The sequence below is a fragment of the Clostridium sp. YIM B02506 genome (assembly GCF_022324845.1).
Lineage (GTDB): Bacteria > Bacillota > Clostridia > Clostridiales > Clostridiaceae > Clostridium_T > Clostridium_T intestinale.
This window is the reverse complement of the sequence record NZ_JAKGTG010000004.1, coordinates 121,284-134,915: the sequence shown is the minus strand read 5'-3', so window position 1 is coordinate 134,915 and position 13,632 is coordinate 121,284. Positions and strand designations below refer to the sequence as shown.

The following is a 13,632-nucleotide window of genomic DNA, read 5'->3' as shown; positions in this document are numbered from 1 at the left end:
GGATGTAAACGTTAATCTGAGTAGATATTCAAATATAAAGATAAAAACTTTTATGTCTTAATATCTTGAATAATCAATTTAGATGGACAAATCAGATTTAAAAATATGTGGGGGGGGAATTAGGTGTTAGATTTTAGTAGCGTAAATGAAAAGGTTGTGATTGTAACAGGAGCAAGTAAAGGTATAGGAGAAGCAATTGCAAGATGTTATGCGGAACATGGAATGAAGGTGGTTTGTGCAAATAGAGATTTAGTACGTGGAAAGGAAGTAGCAGATTCAATAAGAAAAGCAGGTGGGGAAGCTATATTTTTTAATGCTGATTGTAGTAAAGCTGAAGATATAAAAGCATTAGTAGATTTTGCGGTGAATCATTATGGGCGTTTAGATGGAATTGTAAATAATGCTGGTATAGGAATGGGCGGAAGTCCATTACATGAGTATTCTTTGGAAGAATACGATAAAGTAACTAATTTAAATTTAAAAGGTTTATTTGTTGGAATGAAGTATGCTTTAGAGGCAATTTTTAAAAGCAAAACAGAAAACGGTTTTATTATCAATATTGCATCAATTGCAGGAATTATGCCGCAACGAGGACAAGCATTATATACTGCAACTAAGCATGCTGTAGTTGGGCTTACTCAGTCGGCAGCTCTAGATTATGCACCATACAATGTTACAATAAATGCAATTTGTCCTGGATATACTGAAACGGCTATTTTCGATGGGACGCCAGAGCAGGCAAAGCAATATTTTATAAATGATTGCCCAAGTGGAAGAATGGGTAAGGCAGAAGAATGTGCATATCTAGCGCTGTTTCTTGCATCTGACATGGCTAGATATATTAATGGCGCAGTAATTCCAATAGATGGAGGATTATCAGCAGGTGCTAAAAATGTGATTCAGTGGAAAAATCCTGAAATATTGAATATGTAAAGTTTATAAAGGTTCAGATAAAGCGAATATAATAGAATTTTAATTATACAGGAGGTTTTATTATGGTTAATCAAAAAGAAAAAATACAAAATAATGATAAACTAGGATTTGGAAAATTATTAATTTATAAAAGTTCAGATGTTACAGCAGCGGGTATATCTGCGATTGTACTTGGTTATTTGACTTTATATTGTACAGATACATTGGGAATTAATCCAGCCTTGCTAGGTACTCTTTTGATGGCAAGTAAAATATTTGATGCATTCACAGATATAATTGCTGGATGGTTAGTAGATAATACTCATACAAGATTTGGAAAGGCAAGGCCATATGAACTTTGTATTATAGGAGTTGCAGTTTGTACAGTAGGGCTTTTCGCAGCAAGCCCTGAATGGAGCGAATTTATAAAGTGTGCATGGATATTCTGTATGTATACTCTAGTATTTTCAGTATTTACAACACTAAGATCAGCAGCGAATGTACCATATACTATTCGTGCATTTAGCAATAATCAGAGAATCATCGCAAAAGTTGCTTCTTATGGTGGAATTATTACGATGGCAGCTTCTATAGCAATTAGTGTTGCATTCCCTATTGTTATGAGTAAGTTAGCAACTAGTGGAGCAGGATGGACTAAAACGGTTGCTATTTTTGTAATTCCATTAGGCATTATTGGCATCACACGTTTTATTTTCTTAAAAGAAGATCCATCTGTAGATGCAGGAGAGCAGCATCAAAAAATTTCAATAAAAGAAGTCATCCAAATGTTAAAGATGAACAAATACATCTGGTTGTATGCTTGTATTATGCTTTGTTATAATGTAACAACATCGCTTGGTATGGCCACCTATTATTTTAAATGGATTATAGGAAGTACTTCTTTAATTTCTGTAACATCTATGATATCCATTGTTCTGCTGCCAGTAATGTTTGTATTTCCAGCAATTATGCGTAAGATAGGTACTATGGGAGATATGATAGCAAGTTTTTGTGTAATAGGTATTATAGGATATATAATAGTATTCATTTCTGGTTCATTTCTTCCAGGAGTTTTAATCGGTGGAGCTATAGGGACATTTGCCACACTTCCATTGGCTTATTATGGCGTACTTTTCACAATGAAATGTTGTACTTATAATGAAATGAATGGTATGGCTAGGATGGATGGATCAACAGGTATTTTATCAAACTTTGCAACAAAATTCGGTTCTGCAATTGGATCTGCATTAACTGGGGTTTTGTTAGGTTTTGCAGGTTATGTGTCAGGCGCAAATATAACTACACAGCCAGATAGCGCATTAATAATGATTCGTATACTTTATGCTGTTGTACCAGCAGTATTTTTGGTAATTATTTTATTTTCATCAAAAGCATTCGCATCATTAGAGAGAAAGATTTCAAAATGGGAAGAAACTAGAAAATTAGAGACAGAAGCTACTGCACAGACTTTAGGTGTAGATAACTAAAAATAAAATGTGGGAGGAAAGTTTGATATGAAAAAATTTAATAATAATTTTATGATTGGCGCAACAACAGCAGCTCATCAGGTAGAAGGAAATAATAGATATAGTGACTATTGGGCACAGGAACAGTTAACACATTCAATTTTTAATGAACCATCTTTGGATGCAGTAGATCACTACAATCGTTATGAAGAAGATATTAAATATATGGCTGATGCTGGATTAAATACTTATCGCTTTTCTATAGAGTGGTCAAGAATTCAACCAGAGCCAGATAGTTGGATAGAAGAAGAAGTGGAACATTATAAGGCTGTTATTGCATGTTGTAAGAAATATGGAATTACACCAATGGTTACATTACATCATTTCTCATCTCCAAAATGGTTGATTTCAGAAGGTGGTTGGGAAAATCCTTCTGTTGTAGATAAATTCACTTATTATTGTAAACATTTAATGGAAGAAATAGGGCAAGAACTGGAGTATGTTTGTACAATTAATGAAGCTAATATGCGTCTTCAACTGGCAGCTTTAATTAAATCTATGATGAAAAGAATGATGGCTGGTGGGACAAAAGCTGATGCAAAGAGTAGTGAGAATAATGTACAAGTTGGTATTAATATGATGCCAGAAAACATGAAGTTAAATATGATGGAAACTGCAGAAGCTTTCGGAATAAAGGATCCAACGAAGGTTCATACATTTGTTTCTCAATGTACACCAGAAGGTGATATTCTTGTTATGAAAGCACATGAAGCGGCTAGAGATGCTATCAAGGCAGCTTACACTCATTTAAAAGTAGGACTTACCTTATCATTACATGACATGCAACCATATCCGGGCGGGGAGAAATTTGCAGAAAAAGAATGGGATGAAGAATTTTTACACTATCTTCCTTATATTAAAAATGATGATTTTCTTGGTGTTCAATGTTATACAAGAAAACAGTTCGATGAAAATGGGGTGACAGCACCAGACAAGGAAGTTCCTAAGACTCAAATGGGATATGAGGATTATCCGCTTGGAATCGTGAATGTTGTCAGAGCTGTAGCAAAGGATTTTCATGGTGATTTAATTGTAACAGAAAATGGAATTGCAACAAGTGATGATAGTCGTCGTGTGAATTTTATTAAGGAGGTACTAGAAGGAATCCAAGAATGTGTAGAAGAAGGTATTCCAGTAAGAGGTTATATGCATTGGTCTTTGCTTGATAATTTTGAGTGGCAAAAGGGATATTCAATGAACTTTGGTTTGATTGCAGTGGATAGGAATACGCAGAAACGTTATCCTAAAGAAAGCCTAAAAACATTGGGAAGTTTTATAAATCGTGTTTAGTTATGACTTACTATATAAAAATATAAATGAGGTGGTATGTAAATGAAACAATATTTTTGTAATCCTGTAAATATAGATTATCGATATCAGTTTAATAAAAGCATGCAAAGCTACGGTGAATTAGAGGTAGCTAGAGAAGCTGCTGATCCATCTATGATTTTATTTAAGGGAAAATACTATATTTTTGCTTCGATGACATTAGGAGTATGGGTATCAGAAGACATGGCAAACTGGGAAAATTATAGACTTCCGGATGAACTGCCTCTTTATGATTATGCACCAGATGCACGAGTTATTGGAGACTATGTATATTTCTGTGCTTCTAAGAGAGGAGAAATATGTGATTTTTACCGTACAAAGGATATTCTCAATGGACCTTATGAGAAGATTAATGGAAGCTTTGATTTTTGGGATCCGAATATGTTTTTAGATGATGATGGACGACTATATTTCTACTGGGGATGTACTAATATTACACCATTGTTTGGAGTAGAATTGGATCCAGTAACTTTAATACCTGTTGGAGAGCAAAAAGAGTTGATTTTTGGTGATGTCTATTCCAAAGGCTATGAGCGTATTGGGGAAGATAATACTGTATTTCCAGTTGTTGGGGAGGAGTTAGAAACTCGTTTTCAAGAATTCTTAAAGCTCAAAGGTGTGGATGCAAACAGTCTTTCACCACAGATGTTGTCCATGCTAAGAGGCTTTTTGAGTAGTGCTCCATATATTGAAGGAGCATGGATGGATAAATACAATGGGAAGTATTACCTACAGTATGCTTGTAATGGTACGCAATACAATGTTTATGCTGATGGTGTATATGTATCAGACAGTCCACTTGGTCCATTTACTCTTGCGAAGAATAATCCGTATTCTTATAAACCAGGAGGTTTTTTGCCTGGAGCAGGACATGGATCTACAATGTGGGATATATATAAAAATCTTTGGCATACAGCTACTATGCGTATTAGCGTAAATCATAGTTTTGAGCGTAGAGTTGGAATTTGGCCTGCTGGATTTGATGCAGATGGAGATTTGTTTTGTAATCAGAGATATGGAGATTGGCCATTGAATGTGGAGAAGGGATTAGTAGATCCATGGAGGAATCCAGAGTGGTATCTGTTAAGCTATAAAAAGATTATGACAGCATCTTCCAATGAAGAAGGTAAGGAACCAGAAAAAGCAGCTGATGAAAATGTACAGTCTTGGTGGAGAGCGGCTTCTTCTAAACAAGGAGAGTGGCTGCAGATGGATTTAGGAAAAGAATATGATGTAAGAGCTATTCAGATTAATTTTGCTGATGATAAGATAGAAATACCAGTTCCAGGAGAAGTTCGTGGAACTACTCAAGCAAGATATATTGACGAAGCAAATCATGTTACTCGTTGGATTTTAGAGGGATCTTTAGATGGAAAAGAGTATTTTACAGTAGAGGATAAGTCACAAGTAAATACTAACCTACCTCATGATTTAGTAGTAAATGAAAATGGATGGAAGGCTCGTTTTCTAAAGCTAACAATTTTTGAAATTCCTTATAATCAGAAAGCTTGCATTTCAGGATTACGTGTATTCGGAATTGGTTATGATGAAAAACCTACAGTACCTGAATTTAGTGCAATCAGAGTTAGTGATATTGATATGGATGTTACTATTAAAGAAAACGGTGCAGCAGGATATAATATTTTATGGGGACATGCTCCTGATAAGTTGTATCATAATTACATGGTTTTTGGTACTGAGAAGCGTGTTGGTGCTCTGGTTAAGGATGAAAAATACTATGTAAGAGTAGATGCCTTTAACGAATCGGGAATTACAGAAGGTAAGACAATTTTATTAGAAACATTAAACCGATAAAAGTTGAATGGAGAGTTGAATATTATGACAATTAAGGCTATACAACAATTTCAGCTTAGAACAGTCTTGGGAACAGAAAATAGAGCACGTGAAACGCTAAGTCTCATAGAGCGAGCTGGATATAACGGTATAGAATTGAATGGGTTCATGATTAAAAAAATGCCAATAATTGTTCGTATGCTTACCAGAATGGCAGGTATGCCAATGGGAAGTAGTGGTAATTTAGACTGGAAAATGCTAATGGAAAAATCAAACTTAAAAGTTGTAAGTATTCATGAGGATTTAGGCAGCATTTTAAATAGAACGCAGGAAATAATTCAGGAAGCAAAAACCTTTGAAACAGACTACATTGTAATAACAGGAATGCACCGTTTTGATTATTCAGACAAAAAAGCGGTACTAGAATTGATAGATAAATTAAACCATGCAGGAAAATTGCTAGAAGAATGTGGAGTTCATTTACTATATCATAACCATAATTGTGAGTTTCGTAAGGTTGAATTAGGAAAAACTGCCTATGAGTTGATTTTAGAAAATACAGATCCACAGTATGTGAATTTTGAGTTTGATTCCTATTGGCCGACTGAAGCAGGAGTAGACGCTCTGAGTTTGATGGAAACGCTTGGACAGAGAATGAAACTTTATCACATTAATGATAGGGGGACAAGGCTGAATGGACGTTCTGGTTCAATTTTAAAATCAGATAGTATGGAATTGGGGCATGGAAATATGAATTTAACGGCTATGATAGAGACAGCCAAAAAATATGACGTGAAGGCAATTATTCTTGAGAGTCATAGAAACTGGGTTGATAAATCCCCAATTAAATCATTTCAAATTAGCGCTGATTTTCTAAATAAGTATATTTAAAGGAGTGCAAAGGTTAATAATCTTTGCACTCAAAAAAGAGTGCTAGGAGGTAAATATGAAGAGTTTAAGAGAGTATTTTATTACATCAAATAAGGCGTATGAAGAAGGTAACGTTAGTGTTTTTAGACAACAGGTAAGTGGAGAGAATATTAAGAAAGCGACTCTATATATTACTGCACTTGGTATATATGAAGCTCAGATAAATGGTGAGAAGATAGGGAATCAGATGTTTGCACCTGGTTTTACATACTACCATAGAGATTTACAATATCAGAAATACGATGTGACAGATTTATTGATAACTGGGGAAAATGAACTAAAAGTATATTTAGGAGAAGGTTGGTATTGTGGAAGATTCACTTTTGATAATACAGTGAAAATATATGGAGAACAAGCAGCTGTTTCTTGGATACTTGAGGTAGAACAGGATGACTTTCAAAGTAGAACATACACCTCAGATGAAAGTTCAGTTGTTGAGTTAGAGTCACCATATGGGTATGCAGGATTTTATGATGGAGAAGTATATTTTGCAGAAGGGAATAAGAACGTAGAAGAAAAGACAACTGGAAATCCAGAAAAATATATGGGAAAAATTCCTGAAGTGATAGAAGAAACAATAATTACAGTAAAAATTCAGGAGGAAATGCCTGTAAAAAGAGTAATAAATCATGAGGATGTGACAATTTTAGATTTTGGACAGAATTTTGCTGGTATTGTAGAAATTGATCCTGCTAAGATGATAGGTAAAACTATAAAGATTCGTCATGGGGAAATACTTAATGCAGACGGAAGTTTGTATACAGAAAATCTACGAAAAGCTAAGGCGGAGATTATTTATCATAGAGGAACAGAGACAGAAAAATATCGTCCTAAATTTACTTATATGGGATTCCGTTACATGGAGGTTAGTGGGACAGAATACGTAGATGGAGTTATTACTGCATATGCCCTTTATAGTGATATGGAGCGTACTGGATATTTTTCATCTAAGAATAAAATGGTGCAAAAGCTTTATGAAAATCAAGTATGGGGGCAAAAATCAAATTATATTGAAGTACCAACTGATTGTCCGCAACGTGATGAACGTATGGGATATACTGGCGATGGGCATGTATTTGCTTTAACTGGAAGTTATAATTTTGATACAGAAAGTTTTTGGCGTAAATTTCTTAAAGACATAAGATATAGTCAAATGGACAATACAGAGGGCTATATAGGTTCTACTATTCCAGCAAATGGACCAGGCGGAATTGGGTTTCTGAGCATGTTAGGTTGGGGGAATGCAGTTACTATTCTTCCAGAAATGCTTTATTGGCAGTATGGTGAAGATAGATACCTAATTGAGCAATATGAGAGCATGAAACTTTTTGTAGAGGCAGAAATAAGAAAAATGGGAGAGGTAAATTTATGGAATGGTCCTAATTTAGGTGATTGGTTAATGCTTGGAAAAGATGTAACTTGGATGGCTATGCATAACAATCCTGTATCTAATTCATTTATAGTAAATGATTTAAGAGTATTATCTGAAACTGCAAAACGTCTTGGAAAAAAAGAAGATGCAGAGAGATATGAAGATCAGTTAAATAAAACCCGTAGTGCGTATATTAAAACATTTGTTACTGAAGAAGGAAAAATGATAGATGATTATCAGGGAGCATATATAATGGCATTAAAATTTGTGCTTCCAGAGGGAGAACTAAAAGAAAAAGTTCTAGAACAATTGATAGAAAATATCCGAATTAATGGAATGCAGACAGGCTTTTTTGCTACAGAGCATATTTTACCTATATTAGCTGAGTCAGGAAATAGTAAACTTGCTTATGATTTATTGATACAGGAAGGTTGTCCAGGGTGGATGTATCAAATAAAGTGTGGTGCTACTACAACTTGGGAGAGATGGGATGCACTTATGCCAGATGGAAAAGTAAATGAAGAGAAAATGAGTTCGGACAATATGGTATCATTTAATCACTATGCATTTGGAAGTGTAGGAGAATTTTATTATCAGTATATTCTTGGTATTAAACCACTGCTTCCAGGATATAAAAAGATAGGAATCTGTCCAATTGTGGATGAGCGTCTAGGAAGTGTATCTGGCTCCTATGAATCCAGAGTTGGAATAATAAAGGTATCCTGGGAATTTATTTCGCAATCTTTTAGAAATCAGGAATTAGAAAGTAAGGAAAAGACAGTTAAATTTAAAATAGAAACACCAACGAATGCAGAAATTGTATTGCCTGACGGCTCTGTGCATCAAGTGGCAGCAGGTGCCTATGAATATGAATGTGCATTATCAGTGAACTAATCTGAATTTATTTAAAAGAGCACAAAAATCGAAAGATAGTTAATGATTTTTGTGCTTTTTATTTTTACATTCTTTTATAGGATATTATTCAAAGATATTAGGGAGTGGGGCAATATTAAAAAATTCAAATAGTACGAGTAAATGCAAGATATTACGAGTGAAAAAATAAAAAAAGATATATATTCATATATATACTAAGGAGGATTTAGAAATGAATAATTCTAATATGAATAGCCATACGATAAGAGTAAATAACATTGTTTTAACTATTCTCTCTTCTTTTTTATTAGTGAGAATGATATTAATTTTTATGGGAAAAGGAGCATTTTTTTTATCTTATGTATCATTGGGAATATTTTTTCTTGGAATTGCTGTAGCCTCAATCTTTACTTACAAAAATGTTTTCCGTAAATTCACAAGCTATATATTATTGTTCAGTTTCTTGTCTAACCTAGTGTTGTCAATGTCAGATTCTTCCATTACAATAATGACAATGACTTTAGGTATATGCATTTCAGCCTTATTTTTGGATGAATTAATACTTATTAACTTTGGTACCATAAACATAATTTTATTTACAGTATTGCAAATCTTGAATCATAAAAGCTTTATATTAACATTAGTATTTTTAATTATAATTATTGTAGTTTTATTTTTTGTAAGCAAATGGGGGAGTGATTTAATAAGATCAGCCAACCAAAAGGAGTATCAGGCAGGTGAACTTTTGAGATCGCTAGATAAGATACTAAAGGTAATTAAAGAGAGCACAATATTATTAGATAAAGATATATCAGGTTGTAATAAAGCGACTATCATTTTGAATGAAATTAGTGATTTAATTGAAGGAACTGCTAAGGAGATTACTAAAGGAGTAGTGGATCAGTCTGAAAGTATTAATCAAATTAGCAGTATGATGAATGATGCTGGTGAAAAGGTGACATCAATAAATGATCTTACAAAAAACCTTTCCAGCACATCTAAAAATGCAAAACAAATAGTACTTGATGGATCAGAAAGAATAAATCATCTAGATAAACAGATGGGCATTATAAATATTGCTATATTAGAATCACTGACTACAGTACAAGAGTTAGGGAATAGTATTGATGAAGTCAATAATTTCCTCTATATCATAATTCAAATCTCAGAACAGACTAACCTACTTTCATTAAATGCTTCAATAGAAGCTGCCAGAGCAGGCGAAATGGGGAGGGGATTTGCAGTAGTTGCAGAAGAAGTAAAGAAACTTGCAGTGCAAAGCTCAAATGCTGTTAGACAAATAGACGGAATAATAAAAGATATAAAGAACAAAATGGACTTAGTAATGGAAAAAGTAAGCAATGGCAGTGTAGCAGTAAGTGAGGGGGAAATAGTTACAAAACATGTGGATAAAGGATTTGTAAAAATAAGAGAAGTTTTTAAAAGCATTGACGGAAATATATTAAATGAGCTGAAGATGACAGAAGAGATAGATGCTATTTTTAGTAAAATACGTGAACGGACAGAAGGTATAGCAAGTATATCACAGGAGCATTCAGCAGCGGCAGAAGAAATGCTTGCCACGACAGAAGAACAAAGTGAAAGTATTAAAAACATATATAGTTTAATGCAGCAAATCAGTATCTCGAGTGAAAGGCTACAGGAATTGGTAAAAAAGAAATAGAGGATCTTACAAGGAAAAATAAAATTAGGAGGAATAATTATGAAAGTAGTAAATAAGAATATAGTTGTAACCGGTGGAGGAAATGGTGTAGGAAGAGAATTGGTTCTAAATTTATTATCAAAAGGTGCAACGGTTATTGCAGTTGATATAAATCAAGTGGCTCTTAATGAAACATATGAAATAGCGGGTAGAAGTAAAAATTTATTAACTTATGTTGTAGATATTACAGATAAAGAGGCGGTTTTTAAATTTTCTAAAAATGTTATTTCATCACTTGGGCATATAGATGGTATTATAAATAATGCAGGCATTATCCAACCATTTATTGAATTAAAGGATTTAAAATTTGAACAAATTGATAAGGTAATGAATGTTAACTTTTATGGAACTTTATATATGACAAAGGCCTTTCTAAATCATCTACTAACAAGACCAGAAAGCCATATTGTAAACATAGCAAGTATGGGGGGCTTTTTTCCTTTTCCAGGACAAAGTACGTATGGTGCATCTAAGGCAGCTGTAAAACTAATGACAGAAGGGTTATATTCAGAACTTTTAGGATCACAAGTAAAAGTTTCTATTGTGTTTCCAGGTGGAATAGCAACAGATATAATGAAAAATTCAGAAATTACTGAGAAAAGTGCTTCAGATTCAGAAAAAAATTCAAAATTATTATTAACACCATATTCTGCTGCTGAAAAGATTATTAATGGAATGGAAAAAAATAAGTATAGATTGTTTGTTGGTAAAGATTCTAAGGCAATGAATTTTTTATATGGTATTTATCCTGGTTTTGCAACCAGATTAATAAAACGTGTTATGGGTACAAAAATGATATCATAAATTTATACAATTTATTTTATATTATTTCAATAAAAAAAGTTTTGCAATTTTAAAATAAGGTAGTTTCTTAGGGGATGTAGTAGATTTATTTTCAATAAATCTACTACATCCCCTCCTAATGATTAAATTATATTTAGATAAAAACTATATCCTAGTTTCAATCCATAATATACTATAACAAATCCACAAACTATATTGATAACCCTAAGAACTCTCTTATTAAAGCTTTGCTTAAAAGTTGATACTATGGTTGAAATACCAGTAAACCAACAAAATGAAGCTACACATACACCTATAATAAAAAAGGATGATGTTCCTTGAGGTAAAGATGCTCTAAACCCACCAAGTAATAAAGAACCATCGACAATAGCTTGGGGATTAACCAATGTAACCATAAAGCAAGTTAATATAACCTCTTTCAATGATTTGTCCACATCAACATCTGTTTGTGTATTAGGTGACTTCATGAGAAGTTGGATTCCTATATAAATTACTGCTATACAGCCAATAAGTAGGATAACTGATTTTATAGCTTTAGATTTTTCTATTAAAGCCCCCATACCAAAGAAACAAGCTAGTGATAGTGCTATATCAAAGAAAACTACAATAAGTGCAACTTGATAAGTTCTCATCCTATTCTTTATAACAGCAGTGTTTATTAGATACATGTTTTGCATTCCTATTGGGACAAGATAGGCTAGGCCAAGAAAGAATCCTTGAACTAAGTATTTTAACATGTTTATTTCCTCCTTGTTTTTACGTCTAAAACAATTATAGCTACCTAATTTATTAAAGTCTCCAACCAAATACAATAAATTTACCCCAACCAAAACAGCTCTTGAACTTTGCTTCAAGAGCTGTTAATCACATTCTCTAATCAATTTTGAAAGCTTTTTTAATCCTTCTTCTAGGTCAATCAAACTGGCATAAGAATACGAGATTCTGATATTTGAGTTGTTTGAAAAATCATATATATTTCCTATATTAATTAATAAACCATTTTTATAAGCATCTTTAAATAACTTATTCATTGATATTTGTTTATTTAAGTTTAACCAAATATAAAATCCCCCTTTGGGTTTATTCCATGTAGCAATATCAGAAAAATATTCATCTAAACATCTTAGTACTATTTGTCTGCGAAGCTTTAGATTTTTTCTTACCTCTAGAATATGTTTATTATATAAACCACTCTCAATCCATTCAGCTAAGGCCCATTGTGAAAGTGAACTAGAACCATAATCTGTCTGCATTTTAATATCGCCAAGTCTTTCAACAACAACCTCCGGACCTATTAACCATCCGATTCTAAGGCCAGCAGCTAGAGTTTTTGAAATACTACCTAAATATAGTATGTTATCATTTTTGTCTTCGGCTTTTAATGGTTTAGGAGGTTCTTCATCTAACCACAATTCTCTATAAACATCATCTTCTATAATAGGTAATCTTTCATTTGAACAAAGCTCTAAAATTTCATCTCTTCTGCTTTTAGGCATTATAATTCCTGTTGGATTGTGGAAAGTGGGGATAGTATATAGTAATGAAGTGTCTTTGCTGTTGATACTTTTTAAAATATCTTTTGGTTTAGCACCATAAGCATCCATATCAATTCCATTTAATCTCATTCCAGATGATTCAAATACGGAAAGTGACTTTATATAAGAAGGTCTTTCTGTAAGAACAGTTGATCCAGGAGATAAAATTCCCATGGATATTAGTTGGAATGCCTGCAAGGAACCTGAAACTATCAATATTGAATCTGGAGATACATTTATTCCATATTTTTTAACGTATTGACTTAATACCTGTCTTAGATATAAAAGTCCTTTTGGTTCCTCATAACCTAAAGAATTTATTTTGTCAGAGACATTAGTTAAGACTGTTTTCATCATTTCCTTAGGATACAAATCAGGAGATAGTTCACCTGTCCCTAAACGAATCATTCCTTCTTCAAACTCTAATTCATTTATTAATTGAATAGTTTGTAAATTAGGTTTATGTAATCCACTTGTTATGTAATTTTGCCAATTAGTAGGTGAGGTTGACATTAATACTGACCAGGCATTATTAACTATTTTTGTGCCACCACGGCTATTTCCTTCAATTAAGCCTTCAGCCTTTAGCTCAGATAAAGCTTCAATAACAGTGCTTCTATTTACTTCAAATCTCTCTGAAAGTTCTCTTTGAGTAGGAAGTCTACTACCAAGAGTCCACTCACCGTTTGATATTTTTTCTTTCATATAAGATACTATCTGTTTATATAAAGATGTACCTGAAGATTTATCAGGCTTCCAATTAATTTTAATCATAAAATACCTCACTTAATTGTGGTTTATGAAACAAAGGATACTATAGAAAGTTTTAGAAAT

The 13,632-nt window shown here is 33.1% G+C and carries 10 protein-coding genes; 8 read left to right on the top strand and 2 right to left on the bottom strand.

Annotated features, from left to right (window positions below; genetic code table 11):
• The first annotated feature begins 123 nt into the window (after positions 1-123).
• The 8 genes from L1S49_RS05365 (at position 124) to L1S49_RS05330 (ending at position 11,263) form a co-directional block, all read left to right on the top strand.
• Complete coding sequence (locus tag L1S49_RS05365; protein ID WP_238902911.1) at positions 124-933, top strand: SDR family NAD(P)-dependent oxidoreductase; 810 nt, start codon at positions 124-126, stop codon at positions 931-933.
• Between the two features lie 62 nt (positions 934-995).
• Entirely contained in the window at positions 996-2,399 is a 1,404-nt protein-coding gene (locus L1S49_RS05360; protein ID WP_238902909.1) for an MFS transporter, read from the top strand.
• Between the two features lie 27 nt (positions 2,400-2,426).
• Positions 2,427-3,728 (top strand): family 1 glycosylhydrolase, encoded by a 1,302-nt coding sequence (locus L1S49_RS05355; protein WP_275299531.1) that lies wholly within the window; start codon positions 2,427-2,429, stop codon positions 3,726-3,728.
• A gap of 42 nt (positions 3,729-3,770) precedes the next feature.
• Entirely contained in the window at positions 3,771-5,582 is a 1,812-nt protein-coding gene (locus tag L1S49_RS05350; protein WP_238902905.1) for a family 43 glycosylhydrolase, read from the top strand.
• Between the two features lie 24 nt (positions 5,583-5,606).
• The gene (locus L1S49_RS05345; RefSeq protein ID WP_238902904.1) at positions 5,607-6,452 is read left to right on the top strand and encodes a TIM barrel protein; all 846 of its coding nucleotides are present in this window, start codon (positions 5,607-5,609) and stop codon (positions 6,450-6,452) included.
• A gap of 55 nt (positions 6,453-6,507) precedes the next feature.
• On the top strand, positions 6,508-8,757 hold the full coding sequence (locus L1S49_RS05340) for an alpha-L-rhamnosidase (protein WP_238902902.1): 2,250 nt from the start codon (positions 6,508-6,510) through the stop codon (positions 8,755-8,757).
• Positions 8,758-8,968: 211 nt separating this feature from the next.
• Positions 8,969-10,420, top strand: coding sequence for a methyl-accepting chemotaxis protein (locus L1S49_RS05335; protein WP_238902900.1), 1,452 nt, complete (start codon positions 8,969-8,971; stop codon positions 10,418-10,420).
• Positions 10,421-10,459: 39 nt separating this feature from the next.
• Positions 10,460-11,263 carry an SDR family oxidoreductase gene (locus tag L1S49_RS05330; RefSeq protein WP_238902898.1) on the top strand — a complete coding sequence of 268 codons (804 nt, stop codon included), beginning with the start codon at positions 10,460-10,462 and terminating at the stop codon, positions 11,261-11,263.
• Between the two features lie 122 nt (positions 11,264-11,385).
• On the opposite strand, the gene L1S49_RS05325 is transcribed toward L1S49_RS05330, so the two are convergent.
• Complete coding sequence (locus L1S49_RS05325; protein WP_238902897.1) at positions 11,386-12,000, bottom strand: LysE family transporter; 615 nt, start codon at positions 11,998-12,000, stop codon at positions 11,386-11,388.
• Positions 12,001-12,123: 123 nt separating this feature from the next.
• Positions 12,124-13,572 carry a PLP-dependent aminotransferase family protein gene (locus L1S49_RS05320; protein ID WP_238902896.1) on the bottom strand — a complete coding sequence of 483 codons (1,449 nt, stop codon included), beginning with the start codon at positions 13,570-13,572 and terminating at the stop codon, positions 12,124-12,126.
• Positions 13,573-13,632 lie beyond the last annotated feature (60 nt).